The 21,078-nt window shown below is 39.3% G+C and carries 20 protein-coding genes; all 20 read right to left on the bottom strand.

The window, feature by feature from the left end; genetic code table 11:
- Positions 1 to 15: 15 nt before the first annotated feature.
- Complete coding sequence (locus tag CLNEO_RS10900; protein WP_066088684.1) at positions 16 to 1,680, bottom strand: HlyD family efflux transporter periplasmic adaptor subunit; 1,665 nt, start codon at positions 1,678 to 1,680, stop codon at positions 16 to 18.
- 741 nt (positions 1,681 to 2,421) lie between these two features.
- Complete coding sequence (locus CLNEO_RS10895) at positions 2,422 to 3,411, bottom strand: aldose epimerase family protein (RefSeq protein ID WP_201032905.1); 990 nt, start codon at positions 3,409 to 3,411, stop codon at positions 2,422 to 2,424.
- 678 nt (positions 3,412 to 4,089) lie between these two features.
- The gene (hcp, locus tag CLNEO_RS10890) at positions 4,090 to 5,736 is read right to left on the bottom strand and encodes a hydroxylamine reductase (protein WP_066088681.1); all 1,647 of its coding nucleotides are present in this window, start codon (positions 5,734 to 5,736) and stop codon (positions 4,090 to 4,092) included.
- A gap of 475 nt (positions 5,737 to 6,211) precedes the next feature.
- Entirely contained in the window at positions 6,212 to 7,588 is a 1,377-nt protein-coding gene (locus tag CLNEO_RS10885; protein WP_066088676.1) for a nickel-dependent hydrogenase large subunit, read from the bottom strand.
- Positions 7,573 to 8,487: a hydrogenase small subunit gene (locus CLNEO_RS10880; RefSeq protein ID WP_066088673.1), complete on the bottom strand. Its 915-nt coding sequence runs from the start codon at positions 8,485 to 8,487 to the stop codon at positions 7,573 to 7,575. The genes CLNEO_RS10885 and CLNEO_RS10880 overlap by 16 nt, the downstream gene beginning before the upstream one ends.
- Positions 8,488 to 8,504: 17 nt before the next feature.
- Positions 8,505 to 8,972: a cytochrome b5 domain-containing protein gene (locus CLNEO_RS10875; RefSeq protein WP_066088670.1), complete on the bottom strand. Its 468-nt coding sequence runs from the start codon at positions 8,970 to 8,972 to the stop codon at positions 8,505 to 8,507.
- Positions 8,973 to 9,006: 34 nt separating this feature from the next.
- Entirely contained in the window at positions 9,007 to 10,005 is a 999-nt protein-coding gene (hypE, locus tag CLNEO_RS10870) for a hydrogenase expression/formation protein HypE (RefSeq protein WP_066088667.1), read from the bottom strand.
- On the bottom strand, positions 10,002 to 11,045 hold the full coding sequence (hypD, locus tag CLNEO_RS10865) for a hydrogenase formation protein HypD (protein ID WP_066088664.1): 1,044 nt from the start codon (positions 11,043 to 11,045) through the stop codon (positions 10,002 to 10,004). Before hypD ends, hypE begins: the two co-directional genes overlap by 4 nt.
- The gene (locus CLNEO_RS16765; RefSeq protein ID WP_083531972.1) at positions 11,020 to 11,256 is read right to left on the bottom strand and encodes a HypC/HybG/HupF family hydrogenase formation chaperone; all 237 of its coding nucleotides are present in this window, start codon (positions 11,254 to 11,256) and stop codon (positions 11,020 to 11,022) included. The genes hypD and CLNEO_RS16765 overlap by 26 nt, the downstream gene beginning before the upstream one ends.
- On the bottom strand, positions 11,171 to 13,519 hold the full coding sequence (gene hypF, locus CLNEO_RS10860) for a carbamoyltransferase HypF (RefSeq protein WP_066088661.1): 2,349 nt from the start codon (positions 13,517 to 13,519) through the stop codon (positions 11,171 to 11,173). The genes CLNEO_RS16765 and hypF overlap by 86 nt, the downstream gene beginning before the upstream one ends.
- Positions 13,516 to 13,773: a hypothetical protein gene (locus CLNEO_RS10855; protein ID WP_066088658.1), complete on the bottom strand. Its 258-nt coding sequence runs from the start codon at positions 13,771 to 13,773 to the stop codon at positions 13,516 to 13,518. The genes hypF and CLNEO_RS10855 overlap by 4 nt, the downstream gene beginning before the upstream one ends.
- Entirely contained in the window at positions 13,766 to 14,227 is a 462-nt protein-coding gene (locus tag CLNEO_RS10850; protein ID WP_066088655.1) for a hydrogenase maturation protease, read from the bottom strand. Before CLNEO_RS10850 ends, CLNEO_RS10855 begins: the two co-directional genes overlap by 8 nt.
- A 35-nt stretch (positions 14,228 to 14,262) precedes the next feature.
- Positions 14,263 to 14,544, bottom strand: coding sequence for a hypothetical protein (locus CLNEO_RS10845; protein ID WP_066088653.1), 282 nt, complete (start codon positions 14,542 to 14,544; stop codon positions 14,263 to 14,265).
- A gap of 12 nt (positions 14,545 to 14,556) precedes the next feature.
- The gene (locus tag CLNEO_RS10840) at positions 14,557 to 14,991 is read right to left on the bottom strand and encodes a hypothetical protein (protein ID WP_066088650.1); all 435 of its coding nucleotides are present in this window, start codon (positions 14,989 to 14,991) and stop codon (positions 14,557 to 14,559) included.
- A gap of 283 nt (positions 14,992 to 15,274) precedes the next feature.
- Positions 15,275 to 15,373 carry a sporulation stage IV protein A gene (locus tag CLNEO_RS16760; protein ID WP_408605478.1) on the bottom strand — a complete coding sequence of 33 codons (99 nt, stop codon included), beginning with the start codon at positions 15,371 to 15,373 and terminating at the stop codon, positions 15,275 to 15,277.
- Between the two features lie 26 nt (positions 15,374 to 15,399).
- Positions 15,400 to 17,382, bottom strand: coding sequence for an FtsX-like permease family protein (locus tag CLNEO_RS10835; RefSeq protein ID WP_066088647.1), 1,983 nt, complete (start codon positions 17,380 to 17,382; stop codon positions 15,400 to 15,402).
- A complete protein-coding gene (locus CLNEO_RS10830; RefSeq protein WP_066088644.1) occupies positions 17,372 to 18,136 on the bottom strand; it encodes an ABC transporter ATP-binding protein in 765 nt (254 codons plus the stop codon). Before CLNEO_RS10830 ends, CLNEO_RS10835 begins: the two co-directional genes overlap by 11 nt.
- A 158-nt stretch (positions 18,137 to 18,294) precedes the next feature.
- Complete coding sequence (locus CLNEO_RS10825; RefSeq protein WP_066088642.1) at positions 18,295 to 18,933, bottom strand: biosynthetic peptidoglycan transglycosylase; 639 nt, start codon at positions 18,931 to 18,933, stop codon at positions 18,295 to 18,297.
- A gap of 379 nt (positions 18,934 to 19,312) precedes the next feature.
- Positions 19,313 to 20,323 (bottom strand): sensor histidine kinase, encoded by a 1,011-nt coding sequence (locus tag CLNEO_RS10820; RefSeq protein ID WP_066088639.1) that lies wholly within the window; start codon positions 20,321 to 20,323, stop codon positions 19,313 to 19,315.
- Positions 20,320 to 20,982, bottom strand: a complete 663-nt coding sequence (locus tag CLNEO_RS10815) for a response regulator transcription factor (RefSeq protein ID WP_066088636.1) — start codon at positions 20,980 to 20,982, stop codon at positions 20,320 to 20,322. Before CLNEO_RS10815 ends, CLNEO_RS10820 begins: the two co-directional genes overlap by 4 nt.
- Positions 20,983 to 21,078: the final 96 nt, after the last annotated feature.

Raw genomic sequence — 21,078 nt, 5'->3', positions numbered from 1 at the left:
CTTTCTTCTTTATCATTAATAAAGATTTTGTCCATCCGTAATGTTTTTCGCATCCGACACAATTAAATCATAGGCTTGCAGGCCATAAGCAGTTCCGGAGCGAATGATAGCATATTCTTGATTTTGATCTATAATATCAATGGGAACAAATTTTGCCATAGAGCTGTTGGCAACATATACACCGGGTTTTGGAGTCAAGTCGGACACAGTATAGTGAACTGCATTTTCCCCTGTTCCCCGCAAAATAACATCTCCCAATTTCAGCTCCCCATTCTGATTAATGTAATCGTATTCATCATCATAGGAAACAATGGTAATCGCTAAAAATTTGGCATTGCTGCCATTTACCAAAAGAACGCCTTTGTTGCCCAAACTTTCCGTGATACAATCCTTCGGAAGTCGAATGAGTGATTTTTCAACAATGGCATCGTTGGGCACCTTTAAGCCCTCAATCGTCGTTTGCTCAAAATAAAACTCTACGACCCTTCGACCAATAAAACGATCCATTTGCTCATAGCTTGAAAAAACAACCTTAGTTTCCTTATCTCCCAGCTCTATTGATTCAATTTTGGTGTTAATTTTAAGCACATCATCATCAAGCTGCAAATTCAGTATTTTGCTTTGTCCTTTTTTCCAATTCAAAACTTCTGAATTTGGCAAATAGGATACAATATACCACAAATTACTGGTAACAATTTTAAACAGCGGATCACCTTGGGCAACCGCCTTTGCCTTTGAAATATATTTCGTTTTACTGCCGCCAATTTGCCCTTTGGTAACCCCATCAAGGGTTTCGGGTGTAAAGGTTTCCTCTAAGCCGTCATAGCTAAAAGCCAGTATACCGCTTTCCTCTGAGCGAATAGAGCTCATGCTTTGGGCTAACTGTTGTTCATATTGTGTTTTTTCTTCTGTTAGCTGAGTAAGGCTGTCCACGTTTTCCGTCAGCCATATCTCATTTCTTTGCGTCATAAAGCCTTGCACCTGTTCCTTTAAATCATAAAAATAGCTTGCATCTGTTTTCGTTGTCTTTCCTGCGTAGGAATCCACAGCCCCTTGAATATTTTCTTCAATTCTGGCTATATCTTCGGAGAAAACCGATAAATCAGAACGACTTTTCTGGCTTTTTAAAATATCCTTATCCAGCTTATCTAGCTTATCCTCAAGCGCAACTGTTGAACTTGTGTCCTTTACTGTACAAACCACAGCGTTTTTAGAAATATAATCTCCTTCAGAAAATTGATAAAAGGGTTGTCCGGTACGGTCGCTGGTAGTGACATATTCATCACGCACAATCAATCCTGTATAACGTGCAGGCGTGTCAATCCCACCGTAATCAATAGTTTCCACATTCACATCTGAGCTTTTGGCTGTCATGGTAATCATCTGCCCAAAAAGGTATATTGCAATTACCATAAAAACAAACATAGGCAAAACCCGACTTACACGAATATGCCTGGTTCTTTTTCTTGTTCTTTGCACTTCTCTTTGAGGTGGGGCTTGGCTGTTTATCCGTTCCCCTCTGTTTTGTCCATAGGCAGAACCCGTACTGTATAAACTTCCCTTTGCGGGGTAAGCACCCATGGACTGAGGGGCTTGCCTTTGTCTTTTTTGCTGGGAGGGTTCCCTTTGCCCCTTCTGTTGGGGCCTTTTTTTTCTATTCTTTGAGGAGTCTTTTTCCACAGAAATCCTCCTTATCATCTTTATTAAATAAATTCTATCACATTATTATATAATACTTTTCATGGAAGGTAAACAAAAAATAATCCATAAAGTGACATAGTTTTCCCATATTCGCATAACGCCCAGCTTTAAAGCATAAAATTTCATTCTTATATCCATATATTTGTCGTTTTCTCTTCTCTCAAAAAACAATAAATAAGACAAAACAATAAAATTGCTCCGTCAGCCGGCTGCGTTTTTTTGGGATTGCCTATAATCCACACAACGGGTGTGGCGAATATACCTGTTTTAAAAATAAAATTAGAATACACTTCAGCTTATTCTTATATTTTTGACGTTACAGGCTGTATCTTTAAAGCGGTACGGTCTAATTTGGGACTATCCAGAAGTGTAAAAAAACAATTTCCACCCCTGGTTTTCCAACTACCGCTAAGCAAAGCGGATCTAATAGGTCATCCGGCTTTTTACGGTACGGCACTTCTGTTTCAATTTTTCAGCAACTTGGCAATAATTAGATAATAATTGAACACTCTCCTTCTGCCCTTCAGGTTCACTAAATAAAGCAGCAATTGAACGAAATTTTTAATCGTCCAAAATACCGTTTTTTGCTTTACCTCTAGCCCATCCTGTTCCAGTTTTGAGCATTACCGGGAAGTAACCAGCTCAGTCAACTTTTTCAATTCATATAATTATGTTTTTTGTCCCAACCACCAATGATTAAAAGAAAAAAGGCTTCCATTCTTAATTTTCCACCACATCAAAAACAAAAACAGTGTGGCTTTGAAAGCGTTCTCCCGCTCTTAACAATGGGGATGGAAATCGGGGTTTATTGGGGCTGTCGGGAAAATGCTGCGTTTCCAGGCAGACAGACATACCCGAGCCATATTGTTCCCCATCTCTCCCTTTTCTTGGCGTCAGGCAACAGCCGGTATATAACTGCATCCCAGGCATGTCGGTGGTGAGTGCTATTCGTCTACCACTTTTTGGTGCGTATAATTCGACCATAATGCCTTGGGTTTTGTTCAGCACAAAATTATGATCGAATGGGTAAACTCCAATAGGGCGCAAGGTGCGAAAATCAAATTCCGTTCCGTCAACCGAAAGGATTTCACCCGTTGGAATATTGCTTTTATCTACCGGCGTATAGTGCTCCGCTGCTATCCTAAGCTGGTGATCTGCAATATTGCCTCCCCCGTTTAAGTTAAAATAGCTGTGATTGGTCAGACACAAAACCGTATCCCTCGTAGTTTCAGCCTCATATGTAATAGCCAGCCCTCCGTCTGCCTGAATTGCATACTCCACAGAAACCGTCAGATTCCCCGGAAATCCGTCTTCTCCATCTGGACTGATCCGCCGAAAGATAATGCTGTGTTCGTCGGTATCTACCTCCCATAGGCGTTTATGAAAGCCTTCTCCGCCATGCAGCGTGTTCTTGCCTTCGTTGGCGGTTAGATGATAGCCCATTCCATTGAGCAAAAAAGCCGCACCTCCAATGCGGTTGGCATAGCGGCCGATAGCAGCCCCTAGATAAGCATCGTCCTTGCAGTATTCCTCAAAAGAATCGTAGCCCAAAACAATGTTGCCCTCATTGCCATGCCTATCCGGAACAATAAGTGATGTAATGATACAACCATAATTAGACGCCGTAAGTGTTGTCCCATTGCATTTAATGGTATACAGTGAGACTTTTTTCCCATCCGGCAGCATTCCCCATTCCGTTTGTTTCATCATTTTTTTTACACTCCGTTCTTTCATTTTTTATCTGCTTCGGAAATATATTCATGGGACATGCCCATATTTATTAGCCGCTTTCTTTCTCTTCCCCTGCCAAAAGTTGCTCCCTACCTTCATAATGATTCACTACTGCAATCAATAAAAAAACAAAAACAACCTTGCTAAACAACTGAGAATTTATTTTCAGTTTTAATTTTTATAGATTGTGACACAACTTCTTTCAAAAATATGAATTAGGGAAACGCTGATTAATTCCGTGTGCATAGCTAATCGGTAAATTTCCCACTTGGACAGCGTCAAAAAGCCTCGAAATAGCGCTACTATTGCTGTGTTTTTTTCCTTGCCAATTGAAAAATTTCCTCGACTATCCGCACACCCTCCATTAAATCAGCGCTTCCTCAGCACATTTTCATTGTACAATTATAACACACTGCTCTTCCTTTTTCACATCTGCATTTCCTTTTTATCAATTATTTGTATTTTTCTGTAAATAAAAAGCCGGTGAACAATATATTTAAATAAATTATTCAACGACTTTATATGGTTAGACATTTCAATATACTTACTTAGGGAAACGTATTTGCGCTTAAAGACTAAAAGATAGTAACAATTCACACCAGAAAAAAATCCAGTGGAATTTCTTAATCTAACAGCGTAAAAAAATGGCAATCATCTTTATTTCCCTAAAATTGCTGCTAAATCTTGTTCCGGCGTTGCAATCGGCTTGATACCGAATTTATCAACCAATACCTGCAGAATGTTTGGTGTAATAAACGCCGGTAATGTTGGTCCAAGACGAATATCCTTTATCCCCAAGGATAATAAAGCAAGAAGGATACCAACCGCTTTTTGTTCATACCAAGAAAGTACCAGAGAAAGGGGCAAATCATTTACCCCACAGCCAAATGCTTCTGCTAATGCGCCAGCAACCTTAACCGCCGAATAGGAATCACTGCATTGGCCACAATCAAGTACTCTGGGGAAACCTGCCACTGTTCCTAAATCAAGCTTATTGAAACGGAATTTGCCACAGGCTAAGGTTAGGATAATCGTATCTTTCGGGGTTTTTTCTGCAAATTCTGTGTAATAATTTCTGCCTGGCCTTGCTCCATCACACCCGCCAATTAAGAAGAAGTGCTTGATTTTACCGCCTTTTACTGCATCAATAATTTCATTTGCATGGCTTAAAATTGCATTGTGGGCAAACCCAATGGTAATTCTTTTTTCAGCTTCATCCTCCTGCCAACCGCCTAATTCCAATGCCTTTTCTATGATAGGCGTAAAATCCTTTTTCCCATTGACTTCATCAATATGAGGACAGTCGGGCATCCCAACAATACTGGTTGTAAACAATCGATCCTGATAGCTTTCTTTTGGCTTCTGTACGCAATTTGTAGTCATTAAGATACATCCTGGAATTCCATCAAACTCCTCTTGCTGTTTTTGCCAAGCGCCTCCGTAATTGCCCACCAAATGCTTAAATTTTTTCAATTCGGGGTATGCATTTGCAGGAAGCATTTCGCAGTGGGTATATATACCAATGCCTTTGCCTTCTGTTTGCTCCAGCAGCTCTTTTAAATCCTTAAAATCATGGCCCGAAACGATAATAAAGGGCCCCTTTTTCTTTGTGATTAGCACCTCTGTTGGTTCCGGATTTCCAAAAGCACTGGTAACAGCCGCATCTAATACCTCCATGCATTTTAGATCCGTTTTTCCCAGCTCCATGTTTAAATTAAATAAATCATCAACGCTTAAGCTGTCATCAATGGTTCCGGAAAGGCCTTTATAAAAGAAATGATTCACTTCATCATCGAATTTGCCAAGGATATATGCATGGTGAGCGTAGGCGGCCATGCCTTTAAAGCCGTAAATTAATAATTCTCGCAAAGAACGTATATCCATGTCTAAGGCTTCATCCGCCATAATACCTACATGCTTTGCATCCTCCAGCATTCCCTCCATTGTGTCCGGCGCTTTGTATTTTGCCGCTTCCGGCACATTTTTAATTTCACCAAGGGCATTTTTAAGCTCTTCTTTGATTTCTTCTGCTTTTTTCACATATTCAACAAATCTTGTTGGATCAAAATTTACATTCGTAAGGGTGGAAAACATACCGTCTACCATAAATTTATTGATCTCGCTTCGTATCTTTAACCCCTTTTCCAAATTTTTTTGGCCATAAAAGCCAATTCCCTTTAATTCGTGAATCAGTACATCCTGCAAATTAGCAACCGTGGGATTTTTTCCACATACTCCCGATTTCACACAGCCTTTTCCACCTAATGTTTGCTCGCACTGATAACAAAACATTGCATTCTCCATAAACGAACCTCCTCGTTACTGTTTTTTTCACACAAATTATTCTCCCAAGCTTAGCAAAATCTATTCCTAAAAATACTAATGAAGTGCTGCTTTAATGGAAGGTGCGCAGATGGTGGAGAAATTTTTTTGTTTAGCAAGGAAAAAAACGCAAGAATAGCAACCCTATTGCCAGGCTTTTTGACCATGCCCAATCAAAAAATTTACCCATTCGCTATGCCTACAGTATGAATCAGTGCATTCCTAAATAATCATAATAATTGTAAAATGCTTCACATAAAAAAAGGATTGTCAATCGTAATGTAATAACCATTGACAATCCAAAGCTGCTATTTTTAATCGCAGTGTATCCTATAATGAATCAGAAAAAAATACCGTCCTGGGATAATTTCCCCTCTTAATTTCCCATGCCATTTTCATCTGCTCCCTTATTCATTTCTATATCAAAATTTTTTCCTGCTTTTAAAAAATACTGCAATTATACCACCTGTATAATATTCCTATGCTGACCATTGCAAAAAACATGGGTAGCGCAAGATACACATGGGTCGAAAGAACGTATAATTCTTCCTATTTCAACAGGAGTGTCTACGGAATTCACAGGTGCTCCAATCAATGCCTGCTCGCCAGTTCCCTTTATGTTTGCCGTTTGTGTTGATAAATTCCAAGCTGAAGGGGAAATAATTTGATAAAAAGCTATTTTTTGATTTTCTATGGAAAGCCAATGGCCAAGGGCACCTCTCGTCGTATCCGTCAATCCGCTCCCCATGGATTTTTCCGGCACCGTATATTCTTCCTGCACAGATACGTCGGGGATTAAATGAGCAATAAGCTCTTTCATAATTTTTGCGATTTTTCTAGCTTCCAGCACCCTTGCAATTGTTCGATCCATAGTTGAGATTCCATTTCTATAATCACCGCAAAGCCATTGTCTTGCCAAGGGTCCCACTTCAAAAGGAAGATTATTGTACCTGGGCGCTTTTATCCATGAATATGCTTGAGGCTTTTGAATATCCGCCTCATCATTATCATCATACCAAGCATTTTCATTCCCCTGAGATATTTCATCCTCATGAAAAGGTGTAATTGTATTATTTGAATATACAAGGGGGTCTACATATAACGTCCCTAAATCCTTGTAGTTATTAAAACAGCCATAGCTTAATAAATTGCCATAGCCTCTGCCAATATGATAATACTCGGAATAATATTCGCCAATTTTAAATACATCAGGAATCATTTTGTCGTTGATAAATTGCTCAATCTGATCAAGAATTGATTTTAGTGCAATAATCTTATCTATGGTCGCCGATGCCGTAATGCCACCGATAAAAACACCATGATTATGGGGTGCTTTCCCCCCCAGTATGGCTAACATTTGATGCGCACTTCGACTGAGGGCAAGTGAAGCAAAATAATCCTCAACCATTTTGTCATTGAGATTTTTGGGGAGTCTATAATCATTGTGATCCGTTTTAAATAGGGGATAATTTTCCGGCAATTTTATAAAATCCGGCAGTGTATATTGATAAAAATGTCTTAAATGATTTTGTAAAAACTCACACCCATGAACAATATCCCGCAGATACCTCCCCTGCTCTGATGGAGCAAAATCCATAGCGCTTTCCAAAGCAAGGGCCGATGCTATGGAATGTGCGGAGGAACAAATTCCGCAGATTCTCTGGGTAAAATAAATGGCATCAAAAGGGGCTCTGCCAATTAACATTTTTTCAAATCCACGAAACATCAGTCCTTTTGTTTTTGCATCCACTACTATATTATTTTCAATATCTGCTTCTATTTCCATAAAACCGCTGATGCGTGTAACGGGGTTTATCGTTATTTTTTCTGCCATCCTTGCTCCCCTCTCGTCGTATTAAAAGTAATAAAGGGCTCCATGGCATCAGGAAAGCCAAATTGCGCACACCCAATACAAGGGGAATCATCCTCCACAGGCCAATTGACATGACCATTCCATTGACGGATTGGGCAATCAATACGTGTTACAGGGCCACGACAACCCATTTTAAACATACAGGTTTTTTCTCCAAGCTTACTTGCAAAAATACCCTGATCAAAATAAGACCTTCTTGGACATCTGTCGTGGATGGTTGTGCTATAAAACATCAAAGGACGATTTCTGCTGTCAAGAGGCGGCTCCCCATAAAGCATAATGTATGCAAGGGTTCCCATAAACCAATCGGGATGACAGGGACAACCCGGCAATTGAATTACTTTTCTTTGTAAGACCTCATGTACCCCTACACATTCTGTTGGATTGGGCCTTGCCGCTGATATACCGCCATGGGCTGCGCATGCGCCAACTGCTATAACATATGCTGCATTTTCCCCCAGCTTTTGAACTGCCTCCAGCCCTGTCACAGCATGCTCCTTCTGACGACCTATAATATTATAAACACCATTGTCTTTTAAAGAAACCGCTCCCTCCACCGCAAGAATAAAAGTAGAACCAATAACGTTGAACAACTCATCCATAGCCTCGCTGCCCTCAGCCGCAAGTAAGCTATTGCTATAGAGAAAGTTGCTCATCTGCGTCATAAGATACTGAAAATCCGGATTTAGGCCGTTTAGCAGGGAAATAATATTGCCTGCACATCCATTTAACTCAAGCCAAACAAGATTGACCTTTTCTAATTTTTCACTCATGATTTCACTTTGCGCCCTTGCCACAAGGTTTGCGGTAGACTTTAGTTTGCTTTCTTGGTAAGGACATTGAAAGCTTTCTGCACTCAAATTTTTCACCCCTTTGATTAGGCTAAAAAACCAACCACAGGCAGTTTATCCAGAATATTCTGCCCTGCATGACAAGCTGCAAATTCCTCTGTCACATCATGCCCGGCACTAAGACCAAAATGCGTGCCCGCCGCCCAAGTTGGATTGTTTGTTACATCGTAAACGAACCCATTGACTGCAACATATGCAGGATTTCCATTCCTGCCATCACTCATTGCCAATTCTTCCCGCGTAATCGCTCTCGTGTTCACTTCGTTTCCTTTCCACGAATTGTTTACAGACTGAAACGCATGGATTTCTTCTGTTTTTTGTTGATTTGATTCCCGAAACCTTTGCAGCTTGCCTTCTAATATCATAATTTCTCGATTCAAATGGTCTAACGTTTGAAGTTCATTTATATTCTGATTTGCATAAAGTGCCTCCATATCCCCATGTATTTGACTCACACTTTTGCAAATAGATTCTACGAATAAATCAAACTCCATAAAAAGCCTCCTTTAACGAACCCTTGCAATTATGTCAACAAATTCTTGGCACAGTCTGCCCCTCCAGGCTGGGAAGCAAACGTTTTCCTCCAATGTCTGTCTGCAAATAAACAAGCCTTTGATTCTCCTTCGCAAAATGACCTATGATCTGTGCATCCTTATAACCCCATATTTTTAATGCATGCAGAACTCTGCATCCAAAGTCTTTTTTTACCACCAAAAGCATTCTGCCTTCACACGCAAGATACAACGGATCTATTCCCAAAATATCATTAACCCCTTTTACTTGGGGACAGATTGGAATATTATTTTCTATGAGCTCCACATTATAGCCCACATGGACTGCAATTTCATTGAGTACCGTTGCGATGCCGCCCCTTGTTGGGTCTTTCATCAGCTTTATGTATGGAAGCTCCATGTCTAAGTTGGTAATAAGATGATTCAAGGCACAGCAATCGCTTATGATGTCTGTTTCTATGGAAAGATCATACCGATCAAGCAATATGGCGGTACCATGCTCTGCAATGGTCCCTGTGATGATAATTTCATCCTCCGGTTCAATTTCAGAAGGCACAAATTTTTCTGACACAACACCAATCCCCGAGGTATTTATAAATAATCCATCCCCACAGCCTTGTTCAACCACCTTGGTATCTCCCGTAACAATTTTAACGCCGTTTTTTTTGCAAACCTCCCCCATAGATTGGGCTATTTTCCTTAAATCCTCTATGTCAAAGCCCTCCTCAATAATAAAGCTTGCGCTGATGTAAATGGGCTTCGCCCCCGCCGTTGTAAGATCGTTCAGCGTACCGCAGACTGCAAGCTTGCCAATATCTCCGCCACGAAAAAACAGGGGCTGCACCACAAAGCTATCTGTTGTATAGGCAAGCTTTGCTTCTTTTGTCGTAAAAACAAAAGAATCACTTAGGGAAGATTCCATGCCATCGCCATAGTATTTCAGAAACACCTGACTGATTAATTCATTTGTTTTTGCACCACCATCCCCGTGATACAACTTGATTTTATTTGTCAAAGATTTCCCCTCCCGTACCTGTAGTGAGCGGCGCAAGCCCCTTCGGAAGATATCATGCAAGGCCCCAAGGGCGTTTCAGGCGTGCAATCTACACCAAATTGCTTACATTCATATGGCGCTTTTCGACCAAGTATAATTTCCCTGCATTGGCAGGCAGATGGTTTCGAAATTATTTCCTCTGAAAAAAGATACTTTTTTTTTGCATCCAATCTTTGATATTTCCCCCGCAAACCTAACCCAGAATTTGAAACCTTTCCGATTCCTCTCCAATATCCATCCTCTATTTGATATACCTCGTTCATATATTCCTTCGCCAGTTTGTTCCCTATATGACTGACACATGGTTTGTATAAATTAAGAAAAGAAACAGGGCTTTTTCCCTGGATCTGATCCAAAAGACTGTAGATTCCCATTTTCATATCCTCTGCTTCAAATCCACATATTACCGCAGGAAGATGAAATTCCTCCGTCACAAACCGAAATGCTTCTCCTCCCAAAACCGAGGCGACGTGACCGGGGCAAATGAGCCCGTCTATCTGATTCCCCTCATCTTCAAGGATAAAACGCAGAATTGGCTCCATACGTTTTAGGGCTGTGAAAAAAAAGAGATTTTCCACTCCATTTTCATATACATTTTTTATGGTTGCGGCAATAATAGGCGCCGTGGTTTCAAAGCCGACTGCTAGAAATACAACTGTTTTATTCGGTTTTTTTTGTGCCAATGCGATTGCATCCTCCGGCGAATATACGGTGATTATATTATCCTTGCCTTTTTTTTCAGAAAGACTTGAAAAAGCACCTCTCACCTTTAACATATCCCCAAAGGTGGCAAGAATTACATTGTCATCATCTAACAAACGAATGGCGGCATCAATATAAGCTTCACCGGTAACGCACACAGGGCAACCGGGGCCGGATAATAGCTCAACATGCTTCGGCAACATAGATCGGATTCCTGATTTTGCGATTGCCTGAGTATGCGTACCGCAAACCTCCATAATTCGTATTGTTTTTTTATATTCTTGGTTTGTTTTCATCATCTTTTATCATCTCATTCAGTGTATGATTCAGAAATATGTATTCCCTTTGATCAATCTTTTCAATGGCAAACCCTGCGTGTAATAACACAAAGTCACCGGGCATGGGATTTTCGATTAACTGAATATTAATTTTTTGCCGAATTCCCATGGTTTCGGCATAAGCATAGTTGCCCTGTACGGAAGTAATCTTCGTAGGAATTGCTAGGCACATAAGCTCCCCCCTCCAAAATAGACGCCGCCGCCGCGCCTTGGCCAAAACACAAGCCACCATCATTTAACGGCACTTTTCTGTTGTAAAACACTTGAAAATCGGATCTTGTTAGTCCGAAAACAATATTTTTTAAGAGATACGAATTTTCGAATACGCCGCCGCTTAAAAAAATACTGTTTAAGTTGAATTTTTCTCTGATGTGGCAAGCACATACTACAGTTGCTCTTGAAATTGTATTGTGAAATTTCGCAGATATGACAGAAACAGGCTGTTGATTTTTCAAATCCTCCAATACACCTTTTAGGATGCTTTGATATCGCAATATAAAACCACCCTCGGTTTCAGATATGGAAAAATCATATTCCTCCGTTATGGCTGCATCCACCATGCTTTCAAGCTCAATAGCCGCCTGTGCTTCATAGGAAATTTGGCTGCGGTGCAAGGTAAGGGCAGCAACACAGTCAAAAAATCTACCCATACTTGAGGATTGATAACAATTCACATTATTTTGTAACGCTTTTTTTATCACCTGCAACTGCTGCTTATCGATATTAGGGAGATAAAGCTCTATATTTTCATTCATTGTATGAAGATAGGATAAAGCGCATTTCCAAGGCGCCTCAATTGCAGAATCTGCCCCCTGTAACGTAACGCACTCTAAATGCCCTACCCTTTTAAATTCCCCTCTGCTGCCAACCAAAAACTCGCCGCCCCATATAGTTCCATCTGTCCCCATGCCCGTACCGTCAAAAATAATGCCGATTCCAACGCCACAAAATTCATGCTCCGCCATACATCCTGCCATATGAGCATGGTGGTGCTGAACAGCTATGGACTTTTTTCCAAGCGTCTTCCCATATTGGGTGGAAAAAAAATTGGGGTGTAAATCATGGGCAAAAAACTTGGGGTTGGCATTTAGCAGACAGCCTAGCCTATTAATGACACTTATGTATTCATTGCAAGCATCCAGAAAATTAAGCTCTCCTAAATATTGGCTGATATGGGCACGCTTATGATGGAGAAAACAAACAGATGCTTTTTGATTTCCTCCCAACGCTAAAATTTCGAAGGGTGTATCCAAAGGCAACGACATGGGCGCATAGCCCCTGCCACAGCGGCTAATCAACACATCCTCCCCCAAAACCCTGATAACCGAATCATCAATGGGCGTCATAATTTCACGATTATGTATGAGAAAATAATCGGCCACTTCACTTAATTGCGTTAAAGCATCCTCATCTTTATAGCAAATGGACATCCCGCTAATATTACCACTGGTCATAATCAAATATTTTAAACTGTCCTCAAAAAGAAAATAATGAAGGGGTGTATAGGGCAGCATTACGCCGTATTGATGAAGCCTCGGTGCGATTATCTCAGGAAGCAAAGCATTCCCCTTTTTATTCAGTAATACAATGGGGCGTTGATTGTTTGCAAGGGTTTCTTTTTCCTTGGGACTTACTGTACAAATTTCCAACACATCCTCCACTACTGCTGCCATAATTGCAAAGGGCTTATGCGGCCGCTTCTTTCTGGTTCTTAGGGTGGCAATTGCAGCTTCGTCTTGTGCATTGCACACAAGGTGATACCCTCCAATCCCTTTTATGGCAATAATTTTCCCTTCCTTTAATAATTGCTTTGTCTTTTCCACGGGGCTTTCGCATTCCATTGGTTCACCCATGCAATTTCCCAAGGAATACTTTGGCCCACAAACGGGGCAGCAGTTTGGCTGTGCATGGAACCTTCTATCCTGGGGATTTTTATATTCCTCCCTGCATTGGGGGCACATAGAAAAGCAGTGCATGGATGTATTTTCTCTATCATAGGGCAAATCTTTTAAAATGGAATATCTGGGGCCACAATTTGTACAATTTGTGAACGCATACTCAAATCGCCTATCCTGCCGATTTCGGATGTCTTCCATACATTCTTCACATACCGCAAGATCAGGAAGAATGGAGTCTTGCATCTGCTGATTCTGGGAGCTATGCAAAATTTTAAAATCCCGAAAATGCGCTTTTGTATGGGGTGTCACACTAATGTCATAGATCGTTGCATTTGGTGGTGGATTGCTTGTCAATTCATATAAAAAACCATCAATTGCCCATTGCTCGCCGGAAATAACAATCTCCACCGAAGATCCTTTGTTTTTTACAAAGCCGGTAAGCCGAAAGGCCTTTGCCGTTTTGTAAATATAGGGTCGCATCCCAACCCCTTGTACAATTCCACGTATATGTATCAAATAACTTAGGAAGTTACTCATCCATTTTTCTCTCCATCAATTTGCTCAATCGTTGCAGTTAGGGGCTCTATTTCCTTCTTTTCTACCACAATATCTGTCCACGCTCCAATAAGTTTGCTGTTTCTATCGGCGAAATACTCTCGAATACTGCTTTCACTGATATGGCTGTGCGTATGTACTGTAATAACCAATTTTGTAATTTTTCCCATTGCATTTTCTTCACACAATCCAACAATTGCTTCATATAGGTTTTGATTTAAAAAGGTATCATGCATCAGTGATTTCCTCCTGTATAATTTTTTTTATGTTTTTTTCCACTTCCCAACAAATTTCTTGGAACTTCTCTTGCAAAACTGGACTAAGCTCATCCCCAAAGCCTATTTCGGCAATTTCAACGCCAATAAAACAGCCTTTCCATTCACTTTTATAAAGCTTCATTAATTCAATCATATTCATATCATGCTGCATAAAAGATGCTGAAGATTGGGCTATGACTTCTTCAAGGCTGAATAAATGAACACTTCCCGGCTCAGCTCCTTCATAAAACGCATCAAGAATAAACACGAAATCCTCGGGATTTATGAAAAAAAAACAACTTTGACAGTCAGTTTCACCGATAATAACCTCAATATTTAATTGATGTAGGCTTTGCTCCAAATTCTCGGCAATCTTGATTGCAATACCGTCATCCTTCATGAAGCGATTCCCTGTGGCAACCAGCTTTATCATAAAGCCACCCCATTTCTATATCATACCTAAACACCTTAATTTTTCAGCGTTCCCTTTCTGGCTTTTACAAGTAGCATCAGCACCCATAAAAAAAATCCAGAAAGAACAACAGTAAGTCCCAACATGGTTGCATCCAGCGTTATTTCAAAAAATTCCCCACCTTCCATGAAAAAGGCAATCACATGATCCACAAACCACATGAGTGCTGCGCCCCAATAGATAAAACAAAGTGTACTCAACTGATACTTATCTTCAGAAAGCCTATACCAAAATAACGTGGTTAAAACCGCAGCTACCGCAGTAATGATAAAATACATACCATCCCTCCTTTAATTCCTGTTGAAGCCTTTGCGTAAACTATGCTTCATTCTTTGTTCCACAACAAAAACCATACTCCCCCACACCAATGTTACAAAAATCGCCATAGATGTACCAATAGTAGCCATTTCATGAAGCATAATGGGTATATCCATTGGATTTCTCATTGCTGTTAAAAATGGTGGCCATAGAATAACTTCCCCATACCATATATGTTCCACTGCCAATAAGATTACGCCACCCCATAACAAAGCATTCAGCCAGGTTAATTTCCGTGTCCAGCTTAAACCAGTTTGTGAGATGGTTTTTTCTTTCATTACATAAGAATTTTCTCCTGCCCTCGGAGTTGAAGCTTCTAATAACGCCTGTTCCTCCTTCTTTGCCACCATATGTTTTACTACAGAAACAACAATCGCTTCTGCCATAGGTACAACAAAACATGCCATAATTTTCCTCCTTTTGCTGTTTTCCATATTAATCATGGTAAGCTTTTCCTAAATACACACTATGCCTGTTTCTCTTTTTTTATTACCAAAGCTTATGCCGTTGCCACTAAACGGAAACACATCCTATCAATAATTACACTGAGAACACCGATGTTCTCCAGAGTATAACAATAAAGGTTAAAAACCGCTTCCACCCATCACCTAAAATCAAGGAAAGAGCTTTATTAAAGCGTCAGCGCAAAAGAAAACGGCTGTTGTCTTTCGACAACAACCGTTTTCTTTATTACAGAATCATGCAAATCAAACCATCTTTTCCTTCGTCTACCATCCTTTGCAGGATTTCTGCCATTTTAATTTGTGCATCCTCAGGCATACAAAAAATCTTTTTTCCTGTTTTCCATCCTTCTCTTACTTGCTAATTATACTTTTGCTTCCCATATAGGTGAGCCCAAAATAAGCACCATAAACACCAATAATAACACAAGCGGTCACTATGATATTCTTTGTAACATCAATACGTCCAAAAATCTTAATCACTTCATTTGCTGCGGTAATACCCACTACCGAGTGAACCACTGCCAATAAAAGAGGCATAAGAAAATAGCATAAAATTTGTTTGAATAGTGCTTTATTTATCATGTTTTTATCCGTCCCCAGCTTATGAAGCAATTCGTATCTTGATTTATTGTCTGCAGCCTCTGAAAGCTGCTGAATGGCAAGAATAGCCGCACAAGAAATCATAAATACAATTCCAAGGTAGATAGCCAAAAAGGATACAATTGCTTTCACGCCAACTGAGTTCTCATAAATACCCTGCTTACTGTCAAAATAATAATAAGCTTTATTATTGTCATCATCACCATTTTGCTTTTCCAAGCTCGCCTTCACCTGGCTTGCCTGTTCATCACTTTTGCAGTTTATGTTTAAGATTCGATTGCTGGTATCAGAAAGCTCTTTGATCTGTTGTTCATAGCAATCGCTTACTACAAAGTAAATGCCCCCAAATCCCTGAATTTCCATCATAATTCTTGAAACAGTATTATCAATGGGTTTCAGAGTAACACCGTCAAACAGAGGAAGTGAAATATTATTTTCACCGAACTGGCGGGCAGTATCTTGGAAAAATTCATAGGGCGCAAGAACCAGGTATTCCTCCTCGCCAAGAGAAATTTCCTGCTCCTGCTGCATTTCAAGCATTTTGTTATAGTCTGACAGCAAGATAATATTCAAACTATCTTCGCTCAAATTAATAAGACCAGAAGAAAAGTTCAGCGGAAAATCTGAATAGTGCAGCTTTTCTCCGGAATTATAAACGGAATATTCCTGCCATGTAATATCCTGTTCCTTCACATCTTCAGGCAGGCTTTCATAAATCGTTGTTTCAAAAGAAGAATCTCCGTATAAGGAAAAATCATATTTAATATTTTCCCTAAGCTCGTTGGAAAATGAACTTTGTACACTATACCCACAGGAAAATATGCCGATTACCAACAACAGCACAATGCAAACAACGGATATAGAAACAAAATTTGTGTTGATTTTGGAAGAAAGCTGTCTTGTAACAAACATGTTAAGATTTTTATAGTATATTTTTTTTCTTGACTGAATCAGCTTTATAAATATTCCGGAAACCGAAAAGAAAAAAAGAAGCGTTCCCACAGTACCCAACGCAAGGGAGGAAAAAAACAAATTATTGATATTAATCATACCGTTTTTTAAAATCAATATATAAGCTGCTGCAAGAGACATAATAGATACACAAAAAATACCAATTGATACCCAAATGTTTCGAACCTTCAATTCTTCATTTTTTCTTCCGCCGTAAATCAAATCAATAAGTTTGTATCTGTTTATTGCGGCAATATTAAATAGGATTACAACAACAAAAATGATAGCAAAGTAGAGCACACTTTTCACAAGAGCATCAAGGGAAAATACAAATCGAAATCCCGTCATATCTGCTTCAAATATGCTTGCCGTAAATACAGACATAAACTGTGAGCCGAAAACACCCACGACAAGACCCAACAATAATGCGGCAATTGCCATCACCAGCGTTTCAAGCACAAGAACAGTGGAAATCTTGCTTTTTTCCATGCCTAAGGTCATATAGATGCCCAGTTCCTTTTTTCTGCGTTTGATAAAAAAATTATTCGCATAAACAATCAAAAATCCCAGAACCACTGCAACAAATACAGAAATTATTGATAAAAGCTGACAAAGGGCTATCATTGTATCGTTCAGCGATTCTGTTACCACCATGATATCCTTTTGGGCATAAATAGAATTAAACATATAGAAAATGGAGACACCTAAAACAAGGGTAAAGAAATATACGGCATAATCACGCACACTTTTTCCGGCATTTTTAAAGGCTAATTTAGTCAGCATTAAGGTCACCTCCAAGAAGTGCAATGACCTCCATAATGCGGTCAAAAAACGCTTTGCGTGTTTCATTTTCCCGTACAAGTTCATTGAACAATTTTCCATCTTTGATAAATAGGATCCGTTTACAGTAGCTTGCAGTAAATGCATCATGGGTTACCATTAAAATTGTGGCGTTGATTTGCTCATTGAGGTTTCTAAAACTCTCCAACAGCATTTTTGCAGATTTTGAGTCCAATGAGCCAGTGGGCTCATCCGCCAAAATCAGACTGGGATTGGTAACGATGGCTCTGGCTGAGGCAACTCGTTGTTTCTGTCCACCTGACATCTGATACGGGTACTTTTCCAGCACATCTGAAATATGCAAAAGCTCTGCCACTGTTCTTACTCTGCCATCAATTTCTTTGGGAGGAGTTTTAATAATTGTCAATGCCAATGCAATATTTTCATGTGCAGTCAATGTATCCAGCAAATTAAAATCCTGAAATATAAAACCCAGCTTTTCTCTGCGGAACTTTGATAGTGCGGAGGATTTCATCTGCGTTACATCCATTCCATCAATGAAAATGTGTCCGGCTGTTGCACTGTCAATAGTCGAAATACAATTCAGCAAAGTTGTTTTGCCGCTGCCGGAAGCTCCCATAATTCCAATGTACTCTCCCTCTTCAACGCTAAAGCTAATGTTATCTATCGCTTTGGTAACATTTCCTTTTCCTCCATAATATTTTTGTAGACTTTGCACCTTTAAAATTGTGTTCATAGTAAACTTCCTTTCCTGTTATACGCAATCATTTTTTGATTTTTTGTGAAAACACCTGAAAATTATATAGGTTTTGCATAAATGGTTCACCTATGTATGCAGATTATAATTGTACTCTGCTGTTTTTTACAGATAACAACCATTTTTGTCACGCTGACTTATGCTGCTGCGTTTTCGTATACGTTGGGATTGTAATAATTGGGGCTTTTAATTGTAAAAACTAAAGCCGATGCCTGTTCCTCAGATAATTCATCCGGTGAAATGTTATAATAATGCTCCGTAGCTTCCTGCAAACCATAACACCCCTCCCCATAATAAACAACATTGCAGTATAGTTCCAATATTTCATCTTTTGTAAGCAAATGTTCCAATTCAAATACAACAAATACCTCAGCAACTTTTCGTTCCAATTTCTTTTCAAAGGAAAAATAAAGGTTTTTTGCAAGTTGTTGCGTAATGGTGCTGCCGCCCTGCACAAAACTACCGGCCTGAATATTATGAACGCTTGCCCTAACCGTCGCAATAGGGTCAATACCAAAATGATGATAGAATCGGCTGTCTTCTGACTGAAGAATCTGCTTTTTGAATTCTTCCGATATTTCATCTATGGTTACATAGCTGTCATCCTGCTTCAAATTCTCAATCTTGTCTGAGATGCTCTCCAAATTGACTGCATTCCGATACATATCATATCCTTTTGTAACAATGGGAGGTATTTCTGTAAATCCGTATGTACAAATTGTAAAGACAGCGATAATTGCCATATTTTTTAAAATGATACGAGCTAAATTCTTCATAATCAATGACTCCTTTCCTAATGTGATTTCATTATAACAAACACGGATACTATGTAACATTGATTATGCTTACAGAAAACGAACAATATTGTCACCAAACAAAAAAGGCCAGTATTATAACTGACCTCCGGAGCGTAAACAAACCCATTTGCCTTTTTAAATAGCAAGACAAAAAACTTTTATAGAACCCTCATTTTATGGGGGGGGTTCAGGTGGGTCAAGGACGCAGTGGCAAAGAAGTGCCACCTGCCCGAAGGACAGCTTTGCGGAGCAAAGTGCTGAGTAGAAGTCCTTGTAGGTGTTTGAGGGCAAAACCCGCAAGGTTTTGACTTATCGACACCCTGATGTAAGATTTATAACCCACCTCTTTACATTATTATTATTTCATAAATAATTGTCTGTCTTTTGGAAAGATAATTTGCAGTGTGGTTCCTTCCTCCACGGCTGATTCTATTTTCAGGCCCAAATACATTTTTTCACAAAGGATTCGGCAAAGGTACAGCCCAATGCCTGTTGATTTTGCATACGCCCTACCATTTTTTCCCGTAAACCCTTTTTCAAACACTTTGGATCGGTCACTTTCCGGAATTCCAATGCCATTATCCTTTATAGAAAGAATAACACTGTCTTGATTTTCGCTTCCAAAAAAAGAAAGCTCCAGTGTTTCTTTTTTATATTTTATACTATTTGCAATAATCTGACCAATGATAAAATCCAACCATTTTTCGTCTGCATAAACCGTAAAATCATTTAGTTCAAAATACACCTGTGTATGACAAGCAATTAACTGCTTGGAATTTTTTTTCACCGTATTCTTTACTACGTCGGCAAGAATTAATTTCTTAATTGAATAATCTGCCACTACATTTGTGCTTCGGGCGTAAAACAACGCCTGTTCAATATAATTATCCACCTTCTGTGTTTCTTCCGCAATTTTACGGGTAACATCATTACGATTGTTTTTGCAGATGATATCAATGCAGGAAAGGGGTGTCTTAATTTCATGAATCCATGTTTCAACATATTCTCGATATTCGTCTTGCGTTATTTTGTAGGCTGCTATCTCATCGTTCATTGCTTTCGTTGTCTCTTTAATAACCTCACTCATAATTTCTGCATCCGTAAAATGTGCTTCTTCCAGAAGTCCGGCAATCAAATGTTTTTTGTCCATCTGTGCAAGGTTATTTAGCAATTTTTTATAATAGATAGAACGGTAAGTGTAATCAAATATTAGCCAAAAAATATCTGCAAAAATAACAGATAAAATCGTAAGTGTACTTGCATAGTTGTTTACATGGTAAACCTTCAGAACAAAAAAAAGAAAAATGCAAATAGCAGCTTGTAAAACAATAAAAAGGATTTTATCTTTCAAATATTTTATCAGCTTCATAGAATATACCCCTGCCCTCGCCGGGTCTGGATAAAATTGACGGCTCCGATTTGTTCCAACTTTTTTCGCAGACGATTCACATTCACCGTGAGTGTATTATCATCCACAAATTCATCCGATTGCCAAAGCTCATCCATCAAATCATTTCTGCTTACAATATTACCTTGATTTTTTATAAAAATCCAGAGAATACGCAACTCATTTTTTGTTAAGTCAACACTTTTATCGGCGAAAGAAACCTTGCTTTTTGTTGTATACACAGTAAGACCATTATACTTTAAGTCGGAAGCATCCCCCACTTTTTCTGCTCGTTTTAATATGGCATTGATGCGTGCAAGTAAAATCTGTGTATTATAAGGCTTTGTGACAAAATCATCTGCTCCCAGATTCATGCTCATCAACTCGTCCATATCTGTATTCCTGCTTGTCACTATAATGATTGGCACATCGGATACTTTTCGTATTTCACGACAAATATGATATCCGTCAAAATAGGGAAGATTGATATCCAATAAAATTAGATCAGGTTCTGCTTCTAACGCATCCTTTACAATATTTGTGAAATCATTGCTGGTTTTGCAATCATAGCCACATTTTTCGAGAAATGTTATTAATTCTTTTCTTAATTCAAAATCATCCTCTACGATGAATAATGTCATTTACTTCACCCCTGTATTTTCCATTGATGGAATATGGTCACGCATCCTATGTACTTAATCGTATTTTACCATATTTGTTTGGCATGAAAAGATATT

The organism is Anaerotignum neopropionicum, assembly GCF_001571775.1.
Lineage (GTDB): Bacteria > Bacillota > Clostridia > Lachnospirales > Anaerotignaceae > Chakrabartyella > Chakrabartyella neopropionicum.
This window is presented reverse-complemented; position numbering and strand designations above follow the sequence as displayed.

Excerpts from the sequence above, each read along its gene's own strand:
- CLNEO_RS10895 (WP_201032905.1), bottom strand. The coding sequence starts at position 3,411 with ATGATGAAACAAACGGAATGGGGAATGCTGCCGGATGGGAAAAAAGTC.
- hcp (WP_066088681.1), bottom strand. The coding sequence starts at position 5,736 with ATGGAGAATGCAATGTTTTGTTATCAGTGCGAGCAAACATTAGGTGGA.
- CLNEO_RS10885 (WP_066088676.1), bottom strand. The coding sequence starts at position 7,588 with ATGGCAGAAAAAATAACGATAAACCCCGTTACACGCATCAGCGGTTTT.
- CLNEO_RS10875 (WP_066088670.1), bottom strand. The coding sequence starts at position 8,972 with ATGGAGTTTGATTTATTCGTAGAATCTATTTGCAAAAGTGTGAGTCAA.
- hypD (WP_066088664.1), bottom strand. The coding sequence starts at position 11,045 with ATGATGAAAACAAACCAAGAATATAAAAAAACAATACGAATTATGGAG.
- CLNEO_RS16765 (WP_083531972.1), bottom strand. The coding sequence starts at position 11,256 with ATGTGCCTAGCAATTCCTACGAAGATTACTTCCGTACAGGGCAACTAT.
- hypF (WP_066088661.1), bottom strand. The coding sequence starts at position 13,519 with ATGAGTAACTTCCTAAGTTATTTGATACATATACGTGGAATTGTACAA.
- CLNEO_RS10855 (WP_066088658.1), bottom strand. The coding sequence starts at position 13,773 with ATGCATGATACCTTTTTAAATCAAAACCTATATGAAGCAATTGTTGGA.
- CLNEO_RS10850 (WP_066088655.1), bottom strand. The coding sequence starts at position 14,227 with ATGATAAAGCTGGTTGCCACAGGGAATCGCTTCATGAAGGATGACGGT.
- CLNEO_RS10845 (WP_066088653.1), bottom strand. The coding sequence starts at position 14,544 with ATGTATTTTATCATTACTGCGGTAGCTGCGGTTTTAACCACGTTATTT.
- CLNEO_RS10840 (WP_066088650.1), bottom strand. The coding sequence starts at position 14,991 with ATGGCATGTTTTGTTGTACCTATGGCAGAAGCGATTGTTGTTTCTGTA.
- CLNEO_RS10835 (WP_066088647.1), bottom strand. The coding sequence starts at position 17,382 with ATGCTGACTAAATTAGCCTTTAAAAATGCCGGAAAAAGTGTGCGTGAT.
- CLNEO_RS10830 (WP_066088644.1), bottom strand. The coding sequence starts at position 18,136 with ATGAACACAATTTTAAAGGTGCAAAGTCTACAAAAATATTATGGAGGA.
- CLNEO_RS10825 (WP_066088642.1), bottom strand. The coding sequence starts at position 18,933 with ATGAAGAATTTAGCTCGTATCATTTTAAAAAATATGGCAATTATCGCT.
- CLNEO_RS10820 (WP_066088639.1), bottom strand. The coding sequence starts at position 20,323 with ATGAAGCTGATAAAATATTTGAAAGATAAAATCCTTTTTATTGTTTTA.
- CLNEO_RS10815 (WP_066088636.1), bottom strand. The coding sequence starts at position 20,982 with ATGACATTATTCATCGTAGAGGATGATTTTGAATTAAGAAAAGAATTA.